General features: G+C 55.8%; 21 protein-coding genes, 1 tRNA gene and 3 rRNA genes. 17 read left to right on the top strand and 8 right to left on the bottom strand.

All coding sequences use genetic code 11. The features are described 5' to 3' along the window. Nucleotides 1-10 precede the first annotated feature (10 nt). The gene (nrdF, locus tag ACL2XO_RS06785) at nucleotides 11-982 is read left to right on the top strand and encodes a class 1b ribonucleoside-diphosphate reductase subunit beta (protein WP_413742433.1); all 972 of its coding nucleotides are present in this window, start codon (nucleotides 11-13) and stop codon (nucleotides 980-982) included. Nucleotides 983-1118: 136 nt separating this feature from the next. Here the strand turns inward: nrdF and ACL2XO_RS06780 are convergent, their stop codons facing one another. Continuing rightward, nucleotides 1119-1325: a hypothetical protein gene (locus ACL2XO_RS06780; RefSeq protein WP_413742432.1), complete on the bottom strand. Its 207-nt coding sequence runs from the start codon at nucleotides 1323-1325 to the stop codon at nucleotides 1119-1121. Nucleotides 1326-1439: 114 nt separating this feature from the next. Between ACL2XO_RS06780 and proV the strand changes: the two genes are divergently transcribed. The 6 genes from proV to mprA all read left to right on the top strand — a co-directional run bounded on the left by proV (nucleotide 1440) and on the right by mprA (nucleotide 6886). Then, nucleotides 1440-2642 carry a glycine betaine/L-proline ABC transporter ATP-binding protein ProV gene (gene proV, locus ACL2XO_RS06775; RefSeq protein WP_413726716.1) on the top strand — a complete coding sequence of 401 codons (1203 nt, stop codon included), beginning with the start codon at nucleotides 1440-1442 and terminating at the stop codon, nucleotides 2640-2642. Further along, nucleotides 2635-3834: a glycine betaine/L-proline ABC transporter permease ProW gene (gene proW, locus ACL2XO_RS06770; protein WP_413726715.1), complete on the top strand. Its 1200-nt coding sequence runs from the start codon at nucleotides 2635-2637 to the stop codon at nucleotides 3832-3834. The genes proV and proW overlap by 8 nt, the downstream gene beginning before the upstream one ends. 157 nt (nucleotides 3835-3991) lie before the next feature. Continuing rightward, nucleotides 3992-4987, top strand: a complete 996-nt coding sequence (gene proX / locus ACL2XO_RS06765) for a glycine betaine/L-proline ABC transporter substrate-binding protein ProX (protein ID WP_413726714.1) — start codon at nucleotides 3992-3994, stop codon at nucleotides 4985-4987. A gap of 205 nt (nucleotides 4988-5192) precedes the next feature. Further along, nucleotides 5193-5930, top strand: coding sequence for an AzlC family ABC transporter permease (locus ACL2XO_RS06760; RefSeq protein ID WP_203522642.1), 738 nt, complete (start codon nucleotides 5193-5195; stop codon nucleotides 5928-5930). Next, entirely contained in the window at nucleotides 5927-6265 is a 339-nt protein-coding gene (gene ygaH / locus ACL2XO_RS06755; RefSeq protein WP_132923192.1) for an L-valine transporter subunit YgaH, read from the top strand. Before ACL2XO_RS06760 ends, ygaH begins: the two co-directional genes overlap by 4 nt. Before the next feature lie 102 nt (nucleotides 6266-6367). Beyond that, the gene (mprA, locus tag ACL2XO_RS06750) at nucleotides 6368-6886 is read left to right on the top strand and encodes a transcriptional repressor MprA (protein ID WP_132923193.1); all 519 of its coding nucleotides are present in this window, start codon (nucleotides 6368-6370) and stop codon (nucleotides 6884-6886) included. A gap of 16 nt (nucleotides 6887-6902) precedes the next feature. Here mprA and ACL2XO_RS06745 read toward each other — a convergent pair whose 3' ends face one another. After that, nucleotides 6903-7958, bottom strand: coding sequence for a tRNA/rRNA methyltransferase (locus ACL2XO_RS06745; RefSeq protein ID WP_413726713.1), 1056 nt, complete (start codon nucleotides 7956-7958; stop codon nucleotides 6903-6905). 191 nt (nucleotides 7959-8149) lie between these two features. Here ACL2XO_RS06745 and trxC point away from each other — a divergent pair, with 191 nt between their 5' ends. The 6 genes from trxC (at nucleotide 8150) to ACL2XO_RS06715 (ending at nucleotide 15089) form a co-directional block, all read left to right on the top strand. Further along, complete coding sequence (gene trxC / locus ACL2XO_RS06740) at nucleotides 8150-8587, top strand: thioredoxin TrxC (protein ID WP_132923195.1); 438 nt, start codon at nucleotides 8150-8152, stop codon at nucleotides 8585-8587. A gap of 125 nt (nucleotides 8588-8712) precedes the next feature. Further along, nucleotides 8713-9420 carry a tRNA-uridine aminocarboxypropyltransferase gene (locus ACL2XO_RS06735; RefSeq protein ID WP_203522645.1) on the top strand — a complete coding sequence of 236 codons (708 nt, stop codon included), beginning with the start codon at nucleotides 8713-8715 and terminating at the stop codon, nucleotides 9418-9420. 40 nt (nucleotides 9421-9460) lie between these two features. Then, nucleotides 9461-12187 carry a bifunctional acetate--CoA ligase family protein/GNAT family N-acetyltransferase gene (locus ACL2XO_RS06730; RefSeq protein WP_413726712.1) on the top strand — a complete coding sequence of 909 codons (2727 nt, stop codon included), beginning with the start codon at nucleotides 9461-9463 and terminating at the stop codon, nucleotides 12185-12187. An 88-nt stretch (nucleotides 12188-12275) separates the two neighbouring features. Then, nucleotides 12276-13631, top strand: coding sequence for a CDP-diacylglycerol--serine O-phosphatidyltransferase (gene pssA, locus ACL2XO_RS06725; RefSeq protein ID WP_203522647.1), 1356 nt, complete (start codon nucleotides 12276-12278; stop codon nucleotides 13629-13631). A 90-nt stretch (nucleotides 13632-13721) separates the two neighbouring features. Next, the gene (locus ACL2XO_RS06720; protein ID WP_132923199.1) at nucleotides 13722-14069 is read left to right on the top strand and encodes a YfiM family lipoprotein; all 348 of its coding nucleotides are present in this window, start codon (nucleotides 13722-13724) and stop codon (nucleotides 14067-14069) included. Between the two features lie 216 nt (nucleotides 14070-14285). Then, on the top strand, nucleotides 14286-15089 hold the full coding sequence (locus tag ACL2XO_RS06715; RefSeq protein WP_413726711.1) for an SDR family oxidoreductase: 804 nt from the start codon (nucleotides 14286-14288) through the stop codon (nucleotides 15087-15089). A gap of 103 nt (nucleotides 15090-15192) precedes the next feature. Here the strand turns inward: ACL2XO_RS06715 and ACL2XO_RS06710 are convergent, their stop codons facing one another. Further along, nucleotides 15193-15948 (bottom strand): SDR family NAD(P)-dependent oxidoreductase, encoded by a 756-nt coding sequence (locus ACL2XO_RS06710; RefSeq protein ID WP_413742431.1) that lies wholly within the window; start codon nucleotides 15946-15948, stop codon nucleotides 15193-15195. Nucleotides 15949-16134: 186 nt separating this feature from the next. On the opposite strand from ACL2XO_RS06710, the gene ACL2XO_RS06705 reads away from it, so the two are divergent. Beyond that, nucleotides 16135-17052, top strand: coding sequence for an AraC family transcriptional regulator (locus tag ACL2XO_RS06705; protein WP_132923202.1), 918 nt, complete (start codon nucleotides 16135-16137; stop codon nucleotides 17050-17052). A 261-nt stretch (nucleotides 17053-17313) separates the two neighbouring features. Here the strand turns inward: ACL2XO_RS06705 and rrf are convergent. The 5 genes from rrf to gmhB all read right to left on the bottom strand — a co-directional run bounded on the left by rrf (nucleotide 17314) and on the right by gmhB (nucleotide 23400). Continuing rightward, nucleotides 17314-17429: ribosomal RNA gene (gene rrf / locus ACL2XO_RS06700) — 5S ribosomal RNA — on the bottom strand. A gap of 125 nt (nucleotides 17430-17554) precedes the next feature. Further along, nucleotides 17555-20466: ribosomal RNA gene (locus ACL2XO_RS06695) — 23S ribosomal RNA — on the bottom strand. Between the two features lie 167 nt (nucleotides 20467-20633). Further along, nucleotides 20634-20709, bottom strand: a tRNA-Glu gene (locus ACL2XO_RS06690). 231 nt (nucleotides 20710-20940) lie between these two features. Then, nucleotides 20941-22483 (bottom strand): 16S ribosomal RNA (locus ACL2XO_RS06685). Together the 16S, 23S and 5S rRNA genes with 1 tRNA gene alongside form the textbook arrangement of a ribosomal RNA operon. Nucleotides 22484-22827: 344 nt before the next feature. Continuing rightward, complete coding sequence (gene gmhB, locus ACL2XO_RS06680; protein WP_132923203.1) at nucleotides 22828-23400, bottom strand: D-glycero-beta-D-manno-heptose 1,7-bisphosphate 7-phosphatase; 573 nt, start codon at nucleotides 23398-23400, stop codon at nucleotides 22828-22830. A 182-nt stretch (nucleotides 23401-23582) separates the two neighbouring features. On the opposite strand from gmhB, the gene metN reads away from it, so the two are divergent. The 3 genes from metN to ACL2XO_RS06665 all read left to right on the top strand — a co-directional run bounded on the left by metN (nucleotide 23583) and on the right by ACL2XO_RS06665 (nucleotide 26154). Continuing rightward, on the top strand, nucleotides 23583-24614 hold the full coding sequence (gene metN / locus ACL2XO_RS06675; RefSeq protein ID WP_132923204.1) for a methionine ABC transporter ATP-binding protein MetN: 1032 nt from the start codon (nucleotides 23583-23585) through the stop codon (nucleotides 24612-24614). Beyond that, nucleotides 24607-25260 carry a methionine ABC transporter permease MetI gene (locus ACL2XO_RS06670; protein WP_132923205.1) on the top strand — a complete coding sequence of 218 codons (654 nt, stop codon included), beginning with the start codon at nucleotides 24607-24609 and terminating at the stop codon, nucleotides 25258-25260. The genes metN and ACL2XO_RS06670 overlap by 8 nt, the downstream gene beginning before the upstream one ends. A gap of 78 nt (nucleotides 25261-25338) precedes the next feature. Beyond that, a complete protein-coding gene (locus ACL2XO_RS06665) occupies nucleotides 25339-26154 on the top strand; it encodes a MetQ/NlpA family lipoprotein (RefSeq protein ID WP_132923206.1) in 816 nt (271 codons plus the stop codon). Nucleotides 26155-26238 lie beyond the last annotated feature (84 nt).

Genomic DNA, 26238 nt, shown 5'->3' with positions numbered 1-26238 from the left:
ACCCACGGCCATGACAACAGCTCGCACGCTGCGTACCATCAAGGCGGTCAACTGGAATCGCCTGGAAGACGATAAGGATCTGGAGGTCTGGAATCGCCTCACCGCCAATTTCTGGCTGCCGGAAAAAATACCCCTGTCCAATGATGTGACTTCCTGGGGGACACTTTCCCACCGGGAACAACAGCTGACCATCAGGGTATTTACCGGCCTGACGTTGTTGGACACGGTGCAAAATACCGTCGGCGCGCCGGCCCTGATGGCGGATGCGGCCACGCCTCATGAAGAAGCGGTTTTTTCGAATATCAGCTTTATGGAAGCGGTGCATGCGCGGTCCTACAGTTCGATATTTTCCACGCTGTGTCCGATGGCGGACGTAGATGCCGCATACCGCTGGAGCGAGCAGAACGGCGCGCTGCAAAATAAAGCGGCCATTATCGAAAAATATTACCGCGAGAAAGATCCGCTGACGAAAAAAATCGCCAGCGTCTTTTTGGAATCTTTCCTGTTTTATTCCGGCTTCTACCTGCCCATGTATTATTCCAGCCGGGCGAAACTCACCAATACCGCCGACCTTATCCGTCTGATTATTCGTGATGAAGCGGTGCATGGCTACTATATCGGCTATAAGTTCCAGCGCGGGCTGGAACACTGTACGGCGGCGCGGCGGGAATCCGTCAAGAGCTTCGCCTATGACCTGTTGCAGGATTTGTACGAGAATGAACTGGTCTACAGCGCGGAATTATATGACGGCGTCGGCTGGATCGAGGATGTAAAGGCTTTTCTTCATTACAACGCCAATAAGGCGCTGATGAATCTGGGTTATGAGGCGCTGTTCCCGGCGGCCATGACCGCGGTCAATCCGGCGATTTTATCCGCCCTGTCGCCCAATGCGGATGAAAATCATGACTTTTTCTCCGGCTCCGGCTCCTCGTATGTCATGGGCCGGGCGGTGAATACCGAAGACGAGGACTGGGCATTTTAATATATATACCCTGCGGGATATTACCCTGGTAACGGTGGTAATATCCCTTTTCTACGGTCATTTAATAAATAGTGAATTCTGATAGATCTAAAACAATATATCCTCTTCTTAAAATACCTCTTTTTCATTTAAAATTTTATAAAAAAATAATCGCATAGAACATTCTCCCTGAAGCAGAAATCAGCTTTACCATACCGGCTATTTTCAACATCCAAGACAAAATAAGCCCTCTTGCGCCATAAGCGGCAGCAATGAATCCAAGGGCGGAAATAGTCCGCCAAACGCCTGTCATAGCTGGATAAATCGCAGGAAATACGTTTTCCCCGCCGGTAGAATATGGCATGCACGGGTCGATTAGGGGTTGTCTAATGAGCTCAGTATGTTAGGGTATACAACCTTTTTCTATGTACCAGGGCTAATCAAAATAGTATAAGCAACACAGGGAAATAATAATTGCATGGCTGTTAAACTTGAAGTTAAGAATCTGTATAAAATATTCGGCGACCATCCCGAACGGGCGCTTAAGCTTCTGAAAACGGGACTCGACAAAGATAAAATATTCGAAAAAACCGGTCTGACGGTGGGCGTGAAAAATGCCTCTCTGGCCATTGAAGAAGGCGAGATATTCGTCATCATGGGATTATCCGGTTCCGGCAAATCCACGTTGGTACGCCTTCTCAATCGTCTGATAGAACCGACCCGGGGCGAAGTCCTGATTGACGGCGTCGATATCGCCAAGATCTCGGATAAAGCCATGCGCGAGGTGCGGCGCAAGAAAATCAGCATGGTATTCCAATCCTTCGCCCTGATGCCCCACCTCAACGTGGTGGACAATACCGCCTTCGGCATGATGCTGGCCGGCATACCCGCGGGCGAACGCCGGACCAAGGCCGTCGAGGCATTGGCCCAGGTGGGATTGGAGATGCAGGCGTTTTCCTGGCCGGACCAGCTCTCCGGCGGCATGCGCCAGCGTGTGGGTCTGGCGCGGGCGCTGGCCAATAACCCCGATATCCTGCTGATGGACGAAGCCTTTTCGGCCCTTGACCCCTTGATCCGGGCCGAGATGCAAGATGAGCTCATCAACCTGCAGGCCCGCCACCAGCGCACCATCGTATTTATCTCCCACGATCTCGACGAAGCCATGCGCATCGGCGATCGCATTGCCATTATGCAGGGCGGCGAAGTGGTACAGGTGGGCACGCCGGAGGACATTCTGAAGAACCCGGCCAATGACTATGTCCGCACCTTCTTTCGCGGCGTGGATGTCAGCCATGTTTTTAATGCCCGGGATATCGCCTTGCGGCGCCCGGTCACCTTGATCCGCAAAACCCCTGGCTTCGGCCCGCGCTCCGCCTTGAAGCTTTTGCAGGATGAGGATCGCGACTTCGGTTATCTGTTGGAACGGGGGCAAAAGTTCATCGGCGTGGTGTCGGTGGATTCACTGAAGGCCGTCCTGGCCGCTAATCTGCCGCTGGAACAGGCCTTGCTCGACAGTCCGATCCCGGTACCCGCCGATACGCCGTTAAACGAGATGATCTCCACCGTGGCTCAGGCGCCCTGTGCCGTACCGGTGGTAGGTGAGGAAAACCGCTATATCGGCGTGATCTCCAAAGGCATGTTGCTGCAGGCATTAGATCGGGAAGGAGCGACCAATGAATAAATTACCAAGCCCATCAGAGGCCGGCGCCTCATCGGCCAACGCTACCGGCGTCCAGAGCGCCGCATCCCCTGCCGCCGATCCGTGGAACAGCGCGCCGTTGCCCCAAGGGGACACGGCGGCGCAAAGCGCCCAGGCCGGCGGGGCGAATGCCCCCGCCGATGCATGGAACAACGCCGCCTCCAGCCACTCCGCCGCGGCCGGCCACCCTCTGGCCCAACCGGGCGCCGACTGGCTGAACAGCGGACCGGCGGCGGCGCCGGAGCATTTCACGCTGCTGGATCCGTTTCACCATACGCTCATCCCTTTGGATAGCTGGGTAACCCTTGGTATTAACTGGCTGGTGCTGCATTTTCGCCCGTTCTTCCAGGGCATCCGTGTACCGGTGGATTTCATTCTGAGCGGCTTCCAGCATGTTTTGCTGGCGCTGCCGGCGCCTATCGCCATCGTGCTGTTCGCCCTGCTGGCCTGGCAGATAGCGACCCCGGCCATGGGCGTCGCCACCCTGGCGTCGCTGACGATTATCGGTGCCATCGGCGCCTGGGGACAGGCCATGGTCACCCTGGCGCTGGTGCTGACCTCGCTGCTGTTCTGTATCGTTTTAGGCCTGCCTTTGGGCATCTGGCTGGCCCGTAGCCAAAGGGCCGCCCGCTATATCCGGCCCTTGCTGGATGCTATGCAGACCACGCCGGCGTTTGTCTATCTGGTACCCATAGTCATGTTGTTCGGCATCGGCAATGTGCCGGGGGTGGTGGTGACCATTATCTTCGCACTGCCGCCGGTGGTGCGCATGACGATACTCGGTATCAAACAGGTGCCGGCGGATTTACTGGAGGCCGCCGGATCTTTCGGCGCCAGCCCAGGCCAGCTGCTGTTCAAGGTACAGCTGCCGCTGGCGCTGCCCACCATTATGGCCGGCATCAACCAGACGCTGATGCTGGCGCTCTCCATGGTGGTCATCGCCTCCATGATTGCGGTAGGGGGACTGGGCCAGATGGTACTGCGCGGCATCGGCCGGCTGGACATGGGCCTGGCGACCATCGGCGGCGCCGGCATCGTGATCCTGGCCATTATCCTCGATCGGCTGACGCAATCCATGGGGCGGGATAGCCGTAACCGCGTGCATGGCCGTTGGTATGCCGGCGGCCCGTTAGGTCTGCTCACCCGGCCCTTCATCAAAAAACCGACGCTTTAAGCACCGGCGGATGGCATAGCCTCGTTCTGTTAACGGCCTGCCCTCACCGGGCAGGTTATAAAATCGCGATGATCTTCCGGACCCGTTCCCGCTTCGATGCCGGGCCGGAATGCCGCGCATTTCGCTACACCTACTGACTATTTGATAAGGACTACCCATGGGAAATAAAACGATTTGGGCGCTGACGTTCACCGCGGCCATGGCCGCACAGACTTCTTTTGCCGCCGGCCAGCCCGGTAAAGGCATCGCGGTGCAACCGCTGCAAAGTACCCTGACCGAAGAGACGTTTCAGACCCTGCTGGTGGATAAAGCCCTGGAAAAACTGGGCTACGATATCAAGCCCATACGCGAGGTGGATTATAACGTGGCTTACACGTCTATTGCCGCCGGCGACGCCACCTTTATGGCGGTGAACTGGGATCCGCTCCATGCCGATCAATACCAGGCCGCCGGGGGCGGGGATAAATTTTATCGCCAGGGCCAGTATGTGCAAGGCGCCGCCCAAGGCTATTTGATCGATAAAAAAACCGCTGACAAATACCACATTGTCTTCATCGACCAGTTAAAAGATCCCAAACTGGCCGCGCTGTTTGATGCCAATGGCGACGGCAAGGCCGATTTGGCCGGCTGTACGCCGGGCTGGGGCTGTGAGGCGGTGATTAACCATCAAATCAAAGCCTATGGACTGGGCGATACGGTCGAACATAACCAGGGAAATTATGCGGCGATCATCGCCGACACCATTGCCCGATTCAAAGAAGGAAAACCGATTCTTTATTATACCTGGACGCCATACTGGGTGAGCGATGTGTTGGTGCCCGGCCGGGACGTGGTCTGGTTACAGGTGCCGTTCTCTTCGCTGCCCGGTCCGCAGAAAACCCTCAGCACCAAACTCCCCAATGGCGCCGATTACGGTTTTCCGGTCAACAGTATGCGCATCGTCGCCAACAAGCAGTGGGCGCAGGCCAATCCGGCCGCGGCGAAACTGTTTGCTATCATGAAGCTGCCCATCGCCGATGTGAATGCACAGAATCTTCGCATGCACGAAGGACAGGCTTCGTCGGCAGATATCGAACGGCACGCCAATGGCTGGATTGCTGCTCATCAAGAGCTGTTTGACAGCTGGATAAGCACCGCCGCCACGGCAAAATAGCGAAACCCGGTTAAGCGCCGGAGCGACGGCAAGGAGTTGGAAGGCGCGCATGGGTGATGCCATAGCGGGCGGGCCGGCGGACAGGCAGCACGTTCGCCCCTCGTATTTTCGCCGCGGATCGGGAATAATCTTTTCCATTTTCTATCCGGATTTTCCCGTGAATCTCACGCCGGGATGCGGATAAAGCACGGAGAGGACCGCGTATATGGAATATCCCCACGACACCCTGCCGCTGCCGAAGGCGACATTCGGCGAGGGCGTTTTTGACAGCCTGCCCATCGTTATCGGTTATGTGCCGGTGGCGTTCGCTTTTGGAATGAACGCCGTCAAACTGGGTTTCACCCCGCTGGAAGGCATTTTCCTCTCCTGCATTATCTACGCCGGCGCCAGCCAGTTCGTGATAACCACCCTGCTGAGCGCCGGCATATCCATCTGGGTCGCGGCGTTAACGGTAATGGCCATGGATGTGCGGCATCTGCTGTATGGTCCGGCGCTGCGCCATCATATACGGGGCGGCCTGTCGCCGCGTAAAACCGCCGTATGGGCCTTTGGCCTGACCGACGAGGTATTCGCCGCGGCCATCGCCAAATTAATCAAGGACAACCGGCGCTGGTCGGAAAACTGGATGCTAAGCGTCGCGGCATGCTCGTGGGGGTCCTGGGTGCTGGGCACCGCCGCCGGCGCGCTGTGCGGCAACGGTCCGCTGAATGCCTACCCGGCGCTGGAAGCGGCATTGACCTTTATGCTGCCGGCGTTATTCCTCGGTTTCCTGCTGGCGGCGTTCCAGCGCCGCCAGGCGCCGGTACTGGCGGCCGCCTTGACGGGAGCGCTGGCGGGCCTGCTGCTGCTGTCGATCCCCATGGCGATACTGGCGGGCATCGGCGGCGGCTGCCTGGCCGCCCTGGCCGTTCCGGGTAAAACAGCCGCCAAGGAGCGCGGATGAGTCACACCGTCATCATTATCGGTTTGGTGGTCGGCCTGGCCAATTATCTGTTCCGCTATCTTCCCCTGCGTCTGGGGTCGGGCGCCGGCAAAGGCGAACATTATCCAGGCCGCTGGATAGGCCGGATATTGGACGGTATCGGCATCGCCTCCATTTGCGCCCTGCTGGTGGTTTCAAGCGTACCGGACGTCCTGCGCGACACGCATAAGCTGGTGCCCACCCTGGCCGGATTCACGGTGCTGATAGCGCTGTTTTACCGAACCCGCAGCATCATAATCGCCACCTTGGCCGGAGCGCTGTGTTACGGACTGGTCTTTAAATTTCTGCCGTTCTGATGGCGCTATACATAGGCTGCTTATTTTTTTATGTAGAAAATATATACACCAGTGATTACATTAGTTACTATACCTACAGTAACTAATGAGGTGATAATCATTATGGAAAGTTCCTTTACGCCCATAGAGCATATGTTGACCCAGCGCGCCCAGCGGCGGGCCGGTTTTCCTTTCCAGGAAATCTTGCTGACCCGCCTGTGCATGCATATGCAGGGAAAACTGCTGGAAAACCGCAATCGCATGCTGAAAGCCCAGGGAATAAACGAAACGCTGTTTATGGCGCTGCTCACTCTGGAGTCCCAGGACAATTTCAGCATACAACCTTCGGAACTCAGCTCCGCGCTGGGATCCTCCCGTACCAATGCCACCCGTATCGCCGACGAGCTGGAAAAACGCGGCTGGATTGAGCGCAAGGAGAGCGAAAGCGATCGCCGCTGCCTGCATCTGCATCTCACCGACGCCGGGGAAGCCTTCCTGAACAGCCTGCTGCCGCCGCAGCATAAAAGTCTAATGGCGTTATGGTCGACGTTGACGTCTGAAGAGAAACAGCAGCTTGAAGCGGTGACCCGCAAGCTGCTGGATAAGCTGGATGAATTGCTGGTTGAAAATAACCCCGCCTGATAGGCGGGTTGACACTTTAAAGATGCTGCCGCCACCACTCCGCCAGCAAAATCCCGGCCGCCACCGATACGTTCAGGCCGGCGACCCGGCCGGTACCGCCGATAGACACCGACAGATCCCCGGTTTCGGCCATCACTTCCGATTGTCCGTTGCCTTCCTGGCCCAGCACCAGCACCATCTTTGCCGGCATCGTCACCGAGGCCAGCGGCTTGCCCTGCCGGCCGGAATTAATCACCACCGTATATCCCGCCTGGCGGAAGCGTTCAAGATCCTCCGGCAAATTATCGGTCTGGATCGCGCTGATATGCTCAGCGCCGCCTTCGGCGGTGCGTATGGCGGCGCCGGATTCCAGCGCCGCGCTATCATCAACCATCACCCCTTTGACGCCGAAATGCGCGCAACTGCGCAATATGGCGCCGAGGTTATGGGGATTGGACACGTCTTCCAGCGCCATAACGCAGTCCTTTTCCACTGCCACCGTCTGTTGCAGGTAGGATTCAGCGTCCAGGCCGGTACGTTTTTTAATCAAAAAACAGACGCCGCCGTGATGTTCGGTGCCGGAAGCCTTGGCCAGCTCTTCATCATCAACCACATGATAGGCTTTACGATTGGCGGCCATCCAGCGCAGCGCATCGCGAAAACGGGGCGTGACGGATTGCACGAACCAGGCGCGGACAATAGAGTCGGGGCGGCTTTTATATAATGCCTGACAGGCGTTCTCACCGTAGACGCGGGTCTCTTCAGCACGCTGGCGGCGCAGCTGCTCGGGGTCGATAAAACTTTTGCCGCTGATGCCGCCGTGATCGGCCGCCAGCGGTTCATCCTCGCTCTGATAATGGGTTTTCCACGGCGAATCCGGCATGGCGGCGGGTTTATCCCGGCGGCCGGCCCCGTCGTCCGGTCGGTCACGGCGGGGACGCCCCTCGCCGCGGCGCGGCGCTTCCCCGCGCTTATTGGCGCTGTCGCGGCCTTGCGGCGCAGAACGCGCGGGACGACGGGGCGCTTCCTCTTCATCTTTACGCACGTACATGACGCGGACTTTATTGTTTTTACCCTTCAGCGAATCGCTCATTTGTTTCTCCACCCGAGTGCTGGGCGCGAAGATTACCCGATCTTGCTCTTTTTAGCTACCGCACCGGCGTTAAAGCCGGCAACTATCAAAGCCATCGGGTAAATCATTTTGTCACCCGCCCGGTCTTTCACCATACTTGAGATCATTGCTCAGATAAAGAGCGGCCGCTCGCCGCTCCGCGAGGTTATTATATGAATACGGTATGCCCATCATGCCAGGCCACCAACCGCCTGCCGGACGAAAGAGTCAGCGACGGCGCCAAGTGCGGCCGCTGCGGCGAGGCGCTGTTGGACGGTAAAGTCACCCACGCCACTGCCCAGACCCTGGACAAGCTGCTGCAGGACGACCTGCCGGTGGTAATCGACTTCTGGGCGCCCTGGTGCGGTCCCTGCGTCGGTTTTGCACCAGTTTATGAAGCCGTGGCCGGCGAACGCCGCGGCAAGGTGCGGTTCCTCAAGGTCAACACCGAGGCCGAACCGCAGCTGGCCGCCCGCTTCAAGATCCGCAGCATTCCCACCATCATGGTCTTCAAACAGGGCCAAATGGTGGATTCACTGCACGGCGCCATGCCCAAGGGGCCGTTTGAAGAGTGGCTTGACGAAGGGCTCTCCATCCAAAAAGCCTCCTGAGTCGTCGCTATCCGCAGCCGTGCCGGGGAGAGATTCCCGCCACGGCTGCAAAGCCTCGCCCACTGAAAAAAATTACCTTTTCTTGCCATAGGTCCGGTAAACTCTCTCTTTTACTTGAGCAACCTATGACACAAAATGCCGTGCTGGCCTTGCGTCAATACCGCCTTGCACTCGCCACCAGACCTTTTCGCGCCCGCGGTTGCCGGGTCAAACGCTGTGAAGGCTGCCTGCTGCCGCTTCCCGTTTGCCTGTGCGATCATATCACGCCCCGCCAGGCCCTGAGCCGGTTTTGTCTGATCATGTTTGATTCGGAACCGTTGAAACCCAGCAATACCGGGCGGCTGATTGCGGATATCCTGCCGGACACCCAGGCGTTTCTCTGGTCCCGCACCGAACCGGCGCCGGCGCTGCTGGCAGCGGTGAATGACAGCGGACGGCAGCCCTACGTGGTATTCCCGGCACAGAATGTCCCGGCCGGCCGGCGGGTGCTCAATGAAATCAGACCGCAGGCGTTGCCGCCGCTGTTCATTTTGCTGGACGGCACCTGGCCGGAAGCGGGAAAGATGTTCCGCAAGAGTCCTTATCTGGCTGATTTTCCGGTGTTATCCCTGGATTTGCACACCCTATCCTCCTACCGGCTACGGGAATCCCACGGCGACGGGCATCATTGCACCGCCGAAGTGGCCGCCACCCTGCTGTACCAGGCCGGCGATAACGCGGCGGCGAAGGGCCTGGCAGATCACTTCGCCCTGTTTCGCAACCGATACCTGGCGGGTAAATCACACCACAATACACTGCAAATTCCTCGCGCCATCACAACACCTGTTCCCTAAAAACGCATACACTTAGCCAGTGCGCCAGGAGGGGAAACGAATGAGTCAACGAGGATTGGACGCGCTGCTCAGGCCTAAATCCATTGCCGTTCTGGGCGCGTCGGACACGCCGGGACGCGCCGGCTACCTGATGATGCGTAATTTACTGGCCGGCGGATTCGGCGGCCCGGTGCTGCCGGTTACGCCGCGATATTCGGCGGTCTGCGGTGTATTGAGCTACCCCGACGTCGCCAGCCTGCCGCTAATACCGGACCTGGCGGTGATTTGCACCCACGCCCGCCGTAACCCAGGACTGCTGGATGAACTGGGGCGGCACGGCTGCAAAACCGTGATTATCCTTTCCTCGCCTTTGGCACAATTCGCCGAATTAAAAGCCTGTGCCCAGCGTTACGGCATGCGCCTGCTCGGTCCCAACAGCCTGGGCCTGGTTTCACCCTGGCAAGGGCTTAACGCCAGCTTCTCTCCGGTGCCCATCCATATCCACAAAGGCAAGCTGGCCTTTATTTCCCAATCCGCCGCAGTGGCCAACACCATCATGGATTGGGCGCAGCAGCGGGAAATCGGCTTTTCCTATTTTATCGCCCTGGGGGACAGCATCGATATCGACGTGGACGATGTGCTTGACTTTCTGGCCCGTGACGGCAAAACCAGCGCGATACTGCTGCATCTTGAACATCTGAGCGACGCGCGGCGCTTCTTATCAGCCGCCCGCGGCGCGGCGCGCAATAAACCCATTCTGGTGATCAAGAGCGGCCGTACGCCGCAGGCGCAGCGGCTGCTGAATTACCCCCAGGGCCGGGACGCCGCCTATGACGCCGCCATCCAGCGCGCCGGAATGCTGCGGGTACGGGACACCCATGAGCTGTTCTCGGCGGTGGAAACCTTGAGTCACATGCGTCCGCTGCGCGGCGAGCGTCTGATGATAGTCAGCAACGGCATCGCGCCGGCGGCGTTGGCGCTTGATGAACTCCTCAGCCGGCACGGCAAGCTGGCCACATTGAGTCCCGCCAGCCGCCAGGCGCTGCAAAGCGTATTGCCGGCGCAAATCGCGGCCGCCAATCCGCTGGATTTAGGGGACGACGCCGATCCGGCCCGCTACCGGGCGGCGCTATCGTGCCTGCTGGACAGCCGGGATTATGACGCGGTACTGATCCTCCACGCCCCCAGCGCCGTCTCCCCCAGCAGTGAAACCGCGCTGCAGGTTATCGAGCTGTTCAAGCAGCACCCCCGCGGCAAACAGGTTACCGTGCTGACCAACTGGAGCGGCGAATTCTCCTCCCGCGACGCCAGGCGCCATTTTACCGAGGCGGGGCTCCCCACGTACCGTACGCCGGAAGGTTCGGTTACCGCATTTATGCATATGGCGGAATACCGCCGCAACCAAAAGCAGCTTATGGAGACGCCGGCATTGCCGGTCAGCCTGGCGGCGGATACCGCACAGGCCCATGAGCTCATCCGCCAGGCGCTGGATGAAGGGGTTTTTCAGCTGGCCACCCATGAAATCAGGCCGATCGTCGAAGCCTACGGCATCGCTACCCTGCCCACCTGGATTGCCGGCGACAGCGCCGAGGCGGTTGCCATCGCCGACAAGATAGGTTACCCGGTGGCGCTTAAACTGCGATCGCCGGATATCCCACACAAGTCCGACGTACAGGGCGTCATGCTCTCCCTGCGCAACGCCCGGGAGGTAGAACAGGCGGCCAACGCCATGATTGAACGGGTCGCGCAGGCTTATCCCCAGGCGCGAATCGACGGTATGCTGGTACAAAGCATGGCCAACCGCGCCGGCACGTTGGAACTCCGGATCCTGGTGGAGGAGGATCCGGTGTTCGGCCCGCTGATCCTGATGGGGGAAAGCGAAAGCGAGTGGCGCCAGGCGGATCAGATGGCTGTGGGGCTGCCGCCCCTGAACATGGCCCTGGCGCATAATATGGTATTGCAGGGGCTGAAAAAGGGCGCAATCCGCGACCGGCGCCCGCTCTACCCGCTGGACGTCGCCGCATTAAGCCAGCTGCTGGTGAAGATATCCACGCTCCTGCTGGACTGTCCCGAGATAGTCCATCTCGATATCCACCCCCTGCTGGCCTGCGGCGACGATATGACCTTGCTGGATGTCAGCCTGACGTTGGCGGAATGCCGCGGCGATCCGGAAGCGCGCCTGGCCATCCGCCCCTATCCGCAAAAGCTTGAATCCGAGATTTTGCTGAAAAACGGCGAACGCTGCCTGCTCAGGCCCATCCTGCCGGAAGACGAACCCATGCTCAAACAGTTCATCGGCCAGGTCACGCCGGAAGATCTCTACTATCGCTATTTCAGCGAGATCACTGAATTTACCCATGAAGATTTGGCTTACATGACCCAAATCGACTACGATCGTGAAATGGCTTTTGTCGCGGTAAGACGTCACGGCCTCGAATCAACCATCGTCGGCGTTACCCGGGTCATTGCCGATCCTGACAATATCGACGCTGAATTCGCGGTGCTGGTGAGATCCGATCTGAAAAAACTGGGTCTGGGGCGCTTGCTGCTGGAAAAAATGATCGGCTATGCCCGGGAACACGGACTTGATCGTTTAACCGCCATTACCATGCCCAGCAACCAGGGCATGATAGCGCTGGCGAAAAAGCTGGGGTTTACCGTCAAGCTGCAGTTAGAGGACGGCATCGTCGCTTTATCGCTGAGGCTAACAGCCGAATCTCCTGCCGCGACGGACAAAATTACCTCAAGGGCTAATCAACCTGAGGCGAAACAAGGCCACAACGGCTGAAAGTAATGTTATTATGGCAGATTCCGCATAATTATGTTTTGCATATGGTCATTCCACCATACGATGACAAGAGAAGAAGCGCACTGTGATGTTGTCAAACTTTAGACGTACCAAACACCAACAACACCTTGCACAACTGCCAAAAATTCCCCAGACGGTTGAAGATGTAAAAACGCTATCCAGTCCAGAAGAATTCCGTATCGCCCTGTTGAATGCCATTAAGGGAGCCCGGCGGCGTATTTATCTGGTGGCGCTCTACCTTGAACAAGATGAAGGCGGCGATGCCGTTCTCTCGGCCCTGTACCGGGCCAGGCAGCAATATCCGGAATTGGAGGTCTGCGTACTGGTGGATTGGCATCGGGCACAGCGCGGGCGCATCGGCGTCGCGGCGGCGAATACCAATGCCGATTGGTACTGCCGCCTGGCGAAAGAACACCCCGATATTTCGGTGCCGATATTCGGCGTACCGGTGAATACCCGTGAAGCTTTGGGCGTGCTGCATTTAAAAGGCTTTATCATCGACGATACCGTTATCTACAGCGGCGCCAGCCTTAATGACGTTTACCTGCACCAGTTGGACAAGTACCGCTACGATCGCTATCAGATTATCAACAACCCGGTTCTGGCCGATAGCATGCTGGATTATCTCAAGCAGCGGCTGTTAACCGCCCCCGCAGTAAACCGGCTGGATAATCCCGATCGGCCCAAAAGCATAGAAATTCGCAACGATACCCGGCTGTTTCGTCAATCCCTGCGGGATGCGGCCTACTCCTACCCCGGCACGGCCTCTGACCGGCAGCTGGCCGTGACCCCGCTGGTAGGGCTGGGTAAGAGAAGCCCGCTGAACAAGACCATCCACCATTTGATGTCTTGTACCGACAGCAAGCTCATAATGTGTACACCCTATTTCAATATGCCCGCCTTATTGGTCAGGAACATTATCTCTCTGCTGCGCCAGAACAAACAGGTGGAAATCATTGTCGGCGATAAAACCGCCAATGATTTTTATATCCCGGAAGATCAGCCCTTTAAGATTATCGGCGCGTTGCCTTATCTGTACGAAATCAATTTGCGCCGCTTCCTCGGACGCCTGCAGCGCTATGTGGATAATGGCCAGCTTGTGGTGCGCTTATGGAAAGACGGTGACAACAGCTATCATCTGAAAGGGATGTGGGTCGATGATGAATGGCAATTGCTCACCGGCAATAACCTCAATCCCCGCGCCTGGCGGCTGGATTTGGAGAATGCGCTGCTGATCCATGATCCCCTGCAATCATTGCGGGAGCAACGGGAGCATGAACTCCATCTGATCCGTACCCATACCCAGGTCATAAAGCATTTTACCGAGCTGGATAGAATCGGCGATTACCCAATAAAAGTGCGTAAGCTGATTCGTCGTTTACGCCGCATCCGTATCGATCGTCTCATCAGCCGAATCCTGTGACATGTCATCTCCCAAAAGCGGCCCCCCCTTAACGCGGCCGTCGGGATCTCGCTGTTCAGCCGGCTGATGCCGATAGCTTATGAGGAAATAATGCTGCAAACGCGTATCGGCAATGCGTGGAAATTCTCGGTGTTGCTGCCGTTGATAGGGTGCACCGCCTGCGCCCATATGGCGCAGGATACTTGGACCGGGCAGGATAAAACGGTGCATTTTGCCGCCTCCGCCGCGCTCGCCATGGCGGGCGGCGCCGTAGCGGAGCATCAAAACGCTTCACCGGCCCGTAGCCGTAATATCGGTTTTGCTTTTTCCATCTCTCTTGGCGCCGCCAAAGAGGGCTTCGACAGCCGCGCCGCCGGCACCGGATGGAGCTGGAAAGACTTTGCCTGGGATGTGGCCGGCGCAGCTACCGGCTATACGCTTTATTATCTCAGCGATTAATTTCCCGTCCCCCATTCCTGGTTTACCGACGGCGTTCCCCCCTTATGCGTCTCCCGATAGGGTCATTGTTGCGAAAAAATTTTCGTTTAAAGGCTATTGCATCAAAATCCAACATATGTTAGTTTTTAAACCAACAAATGTTGGATATAGCATTCAAGCCGATCAACGTCATGGCCCCGCCCATGATCTCATCCATATCTTTAGGGAGTACCTAGCATGATCAAGACCATCCTTATTACCGGCGCCGGCTCGGGTTTCGGCGAAGCGGCCGCCATCGGCCTGGCCCGCAACGGACATAATGTCATCGCCACTGCGCAGCTTTCGCCGCAGGTCACACCGCTGCGGGAGAAGGCCAAGGCCCTCGGCCTCCCGAACCTGCGGGTCGAGAAGCTTGATCTGTGCGATCCCTATGACATGGCTTTTGCCCAGCGCTGGGATATCGACGTGCTTTGGAACAATGCCGGCATGGGAGAAGGCGGGCCGGTTTTCGAGATCCCGCTCGATCTCGTTCGCCGGAACTTCGAAATCAACGTTTTTCTTCCGCTCACCCTGACGCAGGCTTTCGTCAAAAAGTGGATCGAGCAGAATAAACAGGGGAAGGTGGTCTTTACCTCATCGATGAGCGGGCTGTTTTCCCCGGCCAAATGGGGCGTGTACGCCGCCACCAAGCATGCGCTGGAATCGGTTGCCGAAGCCATGCAGCAGGAATTGGCCGGTCATGGCATCAAGGTTCAAACCATCAATCCCGGCGCTTTTTATACCGGCTTTAACGAGACCATGGCCGACACGGCATTCCGCTGGCTCGACGACGGGAAAAATGTCACCAAACGCGCCGATCTGCGCACGCAGTTCGATGAAGAGCTGGCGTCGCCCTTCGGCCACTTCGACGCCCAGGAGATGATTGATCGCATGATTGAAATCGTCCCCGCCGATACGGGCAAGTTTCGCAACGTCGTGCCCCAGGCGGTGGAGGATATGCTTAAAGCGCATCAGCTCGCCGCCTGGGACAACCAGATTTGAACAACGTTGAAACGTCTTTGGACGCTTTTTGGTACACTGTCTCAAGCCAGGGATGGCATGTTCCGATTTCTTCCTTGATATTCCCTCCCCTATCCCTTGCGCTTCAAATACCCTGGCCACCGGATACTTCAATGCGTTGAGCATTGATCCAGCGACTATCCTCACCCAGCAGCCCGGCGATCATCGGGCCGATATCGTCCGCCACCCCAACGCGGCCAAGCGCGGTCATGCCGGCAAAGAACCGGTTGTACTCCGGCGTATCCCGGACGGCGCCGCCCAAAAAATCCGTCTCAATCGCTCCCGGCGCCACGGTATTGACTGCGATGCGGCGACTGCCCAGTTCCTTCGCCATATAGACGGTAAGAACTTCAATGGCTCCCTTGACGGCGGCATATGCCGACCAGCCTTCGGCGGACACGCGGGTCAGTCCGGAAGAAATATTCACGATGCGGCCGCCGTCGCCGATAAGCGGCAGGAGTTTCTGGGTAAGGAAAAACACGCCTTTGAAGTGGACATTCACCAGTTTGTCGAATGAATCTTCGTCCATCTCGGCAATCAGGGCCATATCACCATGGCCGGCGTTGTTGACCAGATGGTCGAAACTTTCGCGCCGCCAGGTTTCGTTGAGTACCGCGCGCAGTTGCTCAACGAATGCCGGGAAGGTGGATACATTGCCGACATCAAGCTGTAAAGCAACGGCCTGGCGGCCCAAGGCCCGGATTTCAGCCACCACAGCCATGGCCTCTGCCCGGCTGCTCCGGTAAGTGAGCACAACGTCGCCGCCGTTCCGGGCGATGCCAAGGGCTGTATTACGGCCAATCCCGCGGCTGGCGCCGGTTACGATTGTGATTTTACTCATCGTTATTTCCTCGTTTAAACGCTTAATGGGAAGGTTGCGCTGACAGAGAACATGTTGGCCCGGATTGGTTGCGCGTGGTTGCCAGAATCGTGTTTATACTTGCCTGATTCTCCAAATAGTTTGCAAGCGGCTTCATTCTGGGTATGTTGGGATGATTCCTCCTTTTGGTTTAGTCTTGTGGAAAGCATGAACCATTCTTTGCTGAGCGCTGTAGGGCGATATGCGGATACCCATGCAGATTCAAGCGGCGTGGCCCGTACGCCGATTCCGGGCCTGAGCGTTATACGCGCAACTATGCCCAGCGAACTGCAATACGCAATCTCCCGCCCATTGGCGGCACTGGTGCTGCAAGGCGGAAAACGTGTCACAACGGGAAGCCGATCATTCAGTTTCGGTGAAGGGGATTCATTAGTCATCGCCGCCCATGTACCCACGATAAGCCAGATCACCAAGGCGAGCCTTGGTGTGCCTTACTATTCACTGGTACTTGAATTTGATCCGGCGGTGATTGAGACGCTGGCCATGGAGATGAACGCTGCCCGCGACAGTAAGAACTTTCCGGTCAGAGTCGCCGCGACAGAGAATGAAGTCGCCGATGCGGCGCTGCGTCTGATGCGATTACTTGAACGCCCTGAGGCCCTGCCTCTCCTTCAGTCGCAGTTGATACGTGAAATGCATTATTGGCTGTTAGTGGGACATCACGGGGCATCTATACGGGCGCTTGGCGTCGCGCAAAGCCATGCTCAACGGATAAGCAAAGCCGTGGCTATCATTCGTGAGGAGTTCTCACACCCCCTTCGGGTAGAACGCCTGGCGCAAGCGGCCGGTATGAGCATTTCCAGTTTTCATCAACATTTTCGAACCGTAACCTCCTTGTCACCCCTCCAGTTCCAAAAGCAGCTGCGGCTGATCGAGGCGCGCAGGATCATGCTGGCCGACGGAAAACTTCCTAGCCATGTGGCTTATGAAGTGGGTTATGAAAGCGTGCCGCAATTCACACGGGAGTATAGCCGCATGTTCGGCGCTCCCCCGGTAAGAGACATCAGACAGGTTCGAGACCGGCTGACGACAATGTCAGCCCCAGCCCAACACCGTATTGATTGATATGATAGACATTAAAAAGCCCTTGAGTAGCGAAATGCCAGTTCGACAGGCAGAAAAAAGCCCTCTGTTTTCACAGAGGGCTTCGTTCAATTGGATGCCTGGCAGTTGATGCCCGCCTGCGGCGGGCACCCTGCGGGCCGGCGCCTTCGGCTTCGTTCAACCGGCAAAGCCGGTTGTCCTACTCTCTTACTCGAGTAGCGAACTGCCAGGGTTTACTTCACGACGCCTCTCGTTACACTCGAGGTATCGGCCTTAATGGATGCCTGGCAGTTCCCTACTCTCGCATGGGGAGACCCCACACTACCATCGGCGCTACGGCGTTTCACTGCTGAGTTCGGCATGGGGTCAGGTGGGACCACCGCGCTAGTGCCGCCAGGCAAATTCGCTATCCAACCGTCATCTTTCAACGATGACCATTGGCCTTTATCCGGAACAGTCGCTGAAAATTCTCTCATCGCCCTTGCGGACAACGCTCTCACAGCCCAAACACCTTAGGTGTTGTAAGGTTAAGTCTCACGGGTCATTAGTATCGGTTAGCTCAACGCATCGCTGCGCTTACACACCCGACCTATCAACGTCATCGTCTTTAACGTCCCTTCAGGTGGCTTAAAGCCACAGGGAAGACTCATCTCGAGGCAAGTTTCCCGCTTAGATGCTTTCAGCGGTTATCTCTTCCGCACGTAGCTACCGGGCAATGCCATTGGCATGACAACCCGAACACCAGTGGTGCGTCCACTCCGGTCCTCTCGTACTAGGAGCAGCCCCTCTCAATCTTCCAACGCCCACGGCAGATAGGGACCGAACTGTCTCACGACGTTCTAAACCCAGCTCGCGTACCACTTTAAATGGCGAACAGCCATACCCTTGGGACCTACTTCAGCCCCAGGATGTGATGAGCCGACATCGAGGTGCCAAACACCGCCGTCGATATGAACTCTTGGGCGGTATCAGCCTGTTATCCCCGGAGTACCTTTTATCCGTTGAGCGATGGCCCTTCCATTCAGAACCACCGGATCACTAAGACCTGCTTTCGCACCTGCTCGAGCCGTCACTCTCGCAGTCAAGCTAGCTTATGCCTTTGCACTAACCTCACGATGTCCGACCGTGATTAGCTAACCTTCGTGCTCCTCCGTTACTCTTTAGGAGGAGACCGCCCCAGTCAAACTACCCACCAGACACTGTCCTCGACCCGGATTACGGGCCGGAGTTAGAACATCAAACATTAAAGGGTGGTATTTCAAGGTTGGCTCCATAAGGACTGGCGTCCCTACTTCTAAGCCTCCCACCTATCCTACACATCAAGGCTCAATGTTCAGTGTCAAGCTATAGTAAAGGTTCACGGGGTCTTTCCGTCTTGCCGCGGGTACACTGCATCTTCACAGCGAGTTCAATTTCACTGAGTCTCGGGTGGAGACAGCCTGGCCATCATTACGCCATTCGTGCAGGTCGGAACTTACCCGACAAGGAATTTCGCTACCTTAGGACCGTTATAGTTACGGCCGCCGTTTACCGGGGCTTCGATCAAGAGCTTCTCCTTGCGGATAACCCCATCAATTAACCTTCCGGCACCGGGCAGGCGTCACACCGTATACGTCCACTTTCGTGTTTGCACAGTGCTGTGTTTTTAATAAACAGTTGCAGCCAGCTGGTATCTGCGACTGGCTTCAGCTCGGGAAGCAAGTTCCTCCACCTAATGCCAGCGTGCCTTCTCCCGAAGTTACGGCACCATTTTGCCTAGTTCCTTCACCCGAGTTCTCTCAAGCGCCTCGGTATTCTCTACCTGACCACCTGTGTCGGTTTGGGGTACGATTCGATGTGACCTGGTGCTTAGAGGCTTTTCCTGGAAGCGTAGCATCAACCCCTTCACCACCGTAGTGGCTCGTCATCACGCCTCAGTGTTATAAGAGAACGGATTTTCCTGTCCTCTCCACCTGCACGCTTGAACCGGGACAACCGTCGCCCGGCCGGTCTAGCTTTCTCCGTCCCCCCTTCGCAGTCACACCCAGTACAGGAATATTAACCTGTTTCCCATCGACTACGCCTTTCGGCCTCGCCTTAGGGGTCGACTCACCCTGCTCCGATTAACGTTGAACAGGAACCCTTGGTCTTCCGGCGAGCGGGCTTTTCACCCGCTTTATCGTTACTTATGTCAGCATTCGCACTTCTGATACCTCCAGCAACCCTCACAGGCCACCTTCTCAGGCTTACAGAACGCTCCCCTACCCAACAATACCCGAAGGTATCGCTGCCGCGGCTTCGGTGCATGGTTTAGCCCCGTTACATCTTCCGCGCAGGCCGACTCGACCAGTGAGCTATTACGCTTTCTTTAAATGATGGCTGCTTCTAAGCCAACATCCTGGCTGTCTATGCCTTCCCACATCGTTTCCCACTTAACCATGACTTTGGGACCTTAGCCGGCGGTCTGGGTTGTTTCCCTCTTCACGACGGACGTTAGCACCCGCCGTGTGTCTCCCGTGATAACATTCTTCGGTATTCGCAGTTTGCATCGGGTTGGTAATCCGGGGTGGACCCCTAGCCGAAACAGTGCTCTACCCCCGAAGATGAATTCACGAGGCGCTACCTAAATAGCTTTCGGGGAGAACCAGCTATCTCCCGGTTTGATTGGCCTTTCACCCCCAGCCACAAGTCATCCGCTAATTTTTCAACATTAGTCGGTTCGGTCCTCCAGTTAGTGTTACCCAACCTTCAACCTGCCCATGGCTAGATCACCGGGTTTCGGGTCTATACCCTGCAACTACACGCCCAGTTAAGACTCGGTTTCCCTACGGCTCCCCTATTCGGTTAACCTTGCTACAGAATATAAGTCGCTGACCCATTATACAAAAGGTACGCAGTCACCCCAATTTCTCAAGGCTCCCACTGCTTGTACGTACACGGTTTCAGGTTCTGTTTCACTCCCCTCGCCGGGGTTCTTTTCGCCTTTCCCTCACGGTACTGGTTCACTATCGGTCAGTCAGGAGTATTTAGCCTTGGAGGATGGTCCCCCCATCTTCAGACAGGATATCACGTGTCCCGCCCTACTCATCGAACCCACAACTCCTGCACCTTCGGATACGGGGCTATCACCCTCTGTCGCCGGACTTTCCAGACCGTTCTCCTGATGCAAAAGCTGATGGTGGTTCTGGGCTGTTCCCCGTTCGCTCGCCGCTACTGGGGGAATCTCGGTTGATTTCTTTTCCTCGGGGTACTGAGATGTTTCAGTTCCCCCGGTTCGCCTCATTGCGCTATGGATTCACGCAATGATAGTGCAACGAATTGCACTGGGTTTCCCCATTCGGACATCGCCGGCTAATAACGCTTCATATCAGCTTACCGACGCTTTTCGCAGATTAGCACGTCCTTCATCGCCTCTGACTGCCTAGGCATCCACCGTGTACGCTTAGTCACTTAACCTCACAACCCTAAGATGTCTCAGGTTTGCTTGCTTTGAGAGACTCGCATACTGATTTTGCTCAGCATGTTTTTTCAAATTTTCAGCTTGTTCCGGATTGTTAAAGAGCAGTATTTCGCAGCGCACTCTTTCAAATGCGCTCTGAAATTTATCAGACACGTAGGCTGTTTGGCGTCCCCTAGGGGGTTCGAACCCCTGTTACCGCCGTGAAAGGGCAGTGTCCTAGGCCACTAGACGAAGGGGACACGGAAAATGCTTGCAACGCACCGCGTTGCTTTTCCGTGTAAGGCGAAACTTTCATTAATGAAAGTAAGCGACCTCTTTCTAGTCGAACAACGCATCGCGTTGCTCTCCTATCATCGGACGATGCCTTGCACGTGCGAAGCCGGGCTTCACGTGTAAACCATACGAGCTGTTTGCTCATCACTTCTATCAGACAATCTGTGTGGACACGTCACTTGACGCGCATCTTTCGGTAAGGAGGTGATCCAACCGCAGGTTCCCCTACGGTTACCTTGTTACGACTTCACCCCAGTCATGAATCACAAAGTGGTAAGCGCCCTCCCGAAGGTTAAGCTACCTACTTCTTTTGCAACCCACTCCCATGGTGTGACGGGCGGTGTGTACAAGGCCCGGGAACGTATTCACCGTGGCATTCTGATCCACGATTACTAGCGATTCCGACTTCATGGAGTCGAGTTGCAGACTCCAATCCGGACTACGACGCACTTTGTGAGGTCCGCTTACTCTCGCGAGTTCGCTTCTCTTTGTATGCGCCATTGTAGCACGTGTGTAGCCCTACTCGTAAGGGCCATGATGACTTGACGTCATCCCCACCTTCCTCCGGTTTGTCACCGGCAGTCTCCTTTGAGTTCCCACCATGACGTGCTGGCAACAAAGGATAAGGGTTGCGCTCGTTGCGGGACTTAACCCAACATTTCACAACACGAGCTGACGACAGCCATGCAGCACCTGTCTCAGAGTTCCCGAAGGCACAACCTCATCTCTGAAGTCTTCTCTGGATGTCAAGAGTAGGTAAGGTTCTTCGCGTTGCATCGAATTAAACCACATGCTCCACCGCTTGTGCGGGCCCCCGTCAATTCATTTGAGTTTTAACCTTGCGGCCGTACTCCCCAGGCGGTCGATTTAACGCGTTAGCTCCGAAAGCCACGGCTCAAGGCCACAACCTTCAAATCGACATCGTTTACAGCGTGGACTACCAGGGTATCTAATCCTGTTTGCTCCCCACGCTTTCGTACCTGAGCGTCAGTCTTCGTCCAGGGGGCCGCCTTCGCCACCGGTATTCCTCCAGATCTCTACGCATTTCACCGCTACACCTGGAATTCTACCCCCCTCTACGAGACTCTAGCCTGCCAGTTTCAAATGCAGTTCCCGAGTTAAGCTCGGGGATTTCACATCTGACTTAACAAACCGCCTGCGTACGCTTTACGCCCAGTAATTCCGATTAACGCTCGCACCCTCCGTATTACCGCGGCTGCTGGCACGGAGTTAGCCGGTGCTTCTTCTGCGGGTAACGTCAATGATTGAATCTATTAAACCCAACCCCTTCCTCCCCGCTGAAAGTGCTTTACAACCCGAAGGCCTTCTTCACACACGCGGCATGGCTGCATCAGGCTTGCGCCCATTGTGCAATATTCCCCACTGCTGCCTCCCGTAGGAGTCTGGACCGTGTCTCAGTTCCAGTGTGGCTGGTCATCCTCTCAGACCAGCTAGGGATCGTCGCCTAGGTGAGCCGTTACCCCACCTACTAGCTAATCCCATCTGGGTTCATCCGATGGCGTGAGGCCCTAAGGTCCCCCACTTTGGTCTTGCGACGTTATGCGGTATTAGCTACCGTTTCCAGTAGTTATCCCCCTCCATCGGGCAGATCCCCAGACATTACTCACCCGTCCGCCGCTCGCCGGCAAAGTAGCAAGCTACTTTCCGCTGCCGCTCGACTTGCATGTGTTAGGCCTGCCGCCAGCGTTCAATCTGAGCCATGATCAAACTCTTCAATTAAAAGCTTGATGCTCAAAGATTTCATCTGGTTAATCTTTTGAATTAACTGTTTGTCACTCTTCAAGACTTGTATTGTTGTGTTTCGATACGGTCTTGTGAGTGCCCACACAGATTGTCTGATAAATTGTTAAAGAGCGTGCGCCGCTATGATTCAGTCTGGCGCGAGGTGGCGTATATTACGCTTTCCCCTATCAGTGTCAAGCCCGTCAGGCTTGCTTCTGACTCGTTTTCGGTCCTTGTGAAGCTGCTCACAGTCCCGGTCGATGGAGGCGCATTATAGGGGGGTGCTGTGAAATGGCAAGCGAATATCGTCAAATTTTTTTTGATCGGTCAAAATTTGCCCGTTATGCCCTTGCCGACTGCCGTTTTATCGCGTCCGGCAGTTGCGCCAGGCTGTCAATGACCCAATCCGCCAGCTTTTGGCCCTCTTCATCAAGCGGCTTGCCGGTACGCACCAAGACAGTGGTGCCGACGCCCGCCGCCCGGCCAGCCAGCATATCCTTGGCTGAGTCGCCCACCATATAAGAAGCGGCCATATCGATGTGCAGAAATTTTTGCGCATCCAGCAACATCCCGGGTTTGGGTTTGCGGCAGTCGCAATCCTGACGATATTCGCCTTCACCAACGTCCGGATGGTGCGGGCAAAAATAGATACCGTCCAATTCCACTTCGCGATCCGCCAGCGACCAATCCATCCATTCGGTCAAGCGCATAAATTGGTCTTCGGTGAATTTGCCGCGGGCGATGCCGGCCTGGTTAGTCACCACCACCAGGGCAAAACCCATTTTTTTCAGTTCCTGCATGGCTTCGATAGCACCATCAATAAACTGAAAATCATCGATCTCAAATACGTAACCGTGATCGACATTAATGGTACCGTCGCGGTCTAAAAATATTGCGGGAACAAGCTGTGCCACTGATTGGCTCCTGAGGATATAAACAGCGGGTAGTATCGCACGTTTTAGACAGTGGAAAACCTAGAAAATGAATCCTGGTTGACTTAGACGTCTAGACGCCCTAACATCCACCCCATTAGCACCCGTTGGCGTTAATAACATAATTTCATCCTTGCCACAGGTAACTGTTTACAATAAAAAATATGATTAAACTCTCTCATATTACTAAGCACTTTATCCAGGGAACGCAGACCATAGCCGCATTGTCTGATGTCAGCCTGCACGTGACCGCCGGCCAGATATACGGGGTTATCGGCGCATCCGGCGCCGGCAAAAGTACCTTGATCCGCTGCGTAAACCTGTTGGAACGTCCCACCAGCGGTTCGGTATTGGTGGACGGACAGGATCTGACCACCCTATCGGAGCGGCAGCTCATCATTGCCCGCCGGCAAATGGGCATGATTTTTCAACATTTCAATCTGCTTTCTTCCCGTACGGTTTCGGGCAATATCGCCCTGCCGCTGGAGTTGGACAACCTGCCGAAAAACGACATCAAAAAACGTGTTGCGGAGCTGTTGGCCTTGGTGGGACTGGAAGATAAAGCCGATGCCTATCCCGCTAATCTGTCCGGCGGCCAGAAGCAGCGGGTAGCCATCGCCCGCGCCCTGGCCAGTAATCCCAAAGTCCTGCTATGCGACGAAGCCACCAGCGCATTGGATCCGGCTACCACCCGTTCGATTTTGGCATTATTAAAGGATATTAATCGCCGGCTGGGATTGACCATTTTATTAATTACTCACGAGATGGACGTGGTGAAACGCATCTGTGATCAGGTCGCGGTCATCAGCCAGGGAGAACTTATAGAACAAGATACGGTGAGCGAAATGTTTTCCCATCCGAAAACGCCGCTGGCGCAGCAGTTTATCCGCTCTACCCTGCACCTCGATATTCCGGAGGACTATTTGCAGCGGATGTCGCCCCAGCCCGCCGAGGGGAAAATTCCCATCCTGCAGTTGGAGTTTACCGGCCAGTCGGTGGATGCGCCGCTGTTGTCCGAAGCCGCCAGGCGCTTCAATGTCAATAACAATATCATCAGCGCCCAGATGGATTACGCCGGCGGGGTTAAATTCGGCATTATGCTGGCGGAGATGGCGGGTGATGCGGAAAACTCCCGTGCCGCCATCGCTTTTTTGCAGGAACAGCACGTTAAGGTGGAGGTATTAGGGTATGTCTGAAGCCATGTTAGGGCTGTTTGCCAAAGGGATCTGGGAGACGCTGGCGATGACCTTTGTTTCCGGTTTCTTTGGTTTTGTGGTGGGATTGCCCATCGGCGTTTTACTTTATACCAGCCGCCCCGGGCAGATCATCGAAAATCCCAGGCTTTACCGAACCACTTCCGCGATAGTGAATATCTTCCGGTCTATTCCGTTTATTATTTTACTGGTCTGGATGATCCCCTTTACCCGCATGATCGTCGGCACGTCCATCGGACTGCAGGCGGCCATCGTGCCGTTAACCGTCGGCGCCGCGCCTTTTATTGCCCGTATGGTGGAAAATGCGCTGCTGGAAATACCCACCGGGCTTATTGAAGCCTCCCGCGCCATGGGCGCGACGCCGATGCAAATCATCCGCAAGGTTTTATTACCCGAGGCTCTGCCCGGGCTGGTTAACGCCGCCACCATTACGCTGATTACCCTGGTGGGCTATTCTGCCATGGGCGGCGCCGTGGGCGCAGGCGGACTTGGGCAAATCGGTATCCAATACGGCTATATCGGTTATAACGCCACGGTGATGAATACCGTACTGATTTTACTGGTTGTCCTGGTGTTTTTGATACAAATCAGCGGCGATAAAATCGTTAAAGCGGTTACTCATAAGTAAATGATAGTCTTTAAAAAAATGAAGCCGCCATGCCGGCGCTTCAATGAAATAATAATCAACCCATAAGAGGAAAGGGATATGTCTTTTAATTTCAGGACCCTGGCAACCGTTGGCGCTTTGGTAGGCGCATTGGCGTTGACTGCTTGCGGGCAGGACAAGAAAGATCCGAACCATATCAAGGTCGGGGTCATCGTCGGCGCGGAACAGCAGGTGGCGGAAGTCGCGCAGAAAGTCGCTAAAGAGAAATACGGCCTTGACGTGGAACTGGTGACCTTCAATGATTACGTGTTGCCTAACGAGGCGCTGAGCAAAGGGGATATCGATGCCAATGCTTTCCAGCATAAACCTTATCTGGATCAGCAAATCAAGGATCGCGGCTATAAGCTGGTTCCGGTAGGTAATACCTTTGTCTACCCCATCGCCGGCTATTCAAAACAGATAAAATCCCTTAGTGAATTGAAGGACGGCTCACAGGTAGCGCTGCCTAACGATCCCACCAACCTGGGCCGTTCCTTGCTGCTGCTGCAAAAAGTCGGGCTTATTACATTGAAAGACGGCACCGGCCTGCAACCCACCGTATTGGATGTCGTGGGAAATCCGAAAAACCTGAAGCTGGTGGAATTGGAAGCGCCGCAGTTGCCTCGTTCCCTTGACGACCAGCAGATCGCCCTGGCCATCATTAATACTACTTATGCCAGCCAGATCGGCCTGACCCCCACCAAGGACGGGCTGTTTGTGGAAGATAAAGAGTCTCCCTATGTCAATCTGATCGTGGCCCGGGAAGATAATAAAAACGCGGAAAACGTCAAAAAATTCGTTCAGGCCTATGAGTCCGATGAAGTTAACGACGCGGCCAATAAAATCTTTAATGGCGGTGCGGTGAAAGGCTGGTAAAATTTTTTTGTCACTTTAGTGCGCTTTTATCAAGACGGGCTTCGGCCCGCCTTGTTATTTTGGCCGTACATTGATTCAATAGCG

The sequence above is a fragment of the Sodalis sp. RH15 genome (genome assembly GCF_047324255.1).
Taxonomy (GTDB): domain Bacteria; phylum Pseudomonadota; class Gammaproteobacteria; order Enterobacterales; family Enterobacteriaceae; genus Acerihabitans; species Acerihabitans ligni.
The sequence above is the reverse complement of the archived record's forward strand: the minus strand, read 5'-3'. Positions and strand labels throughout refer to the sequence as shown.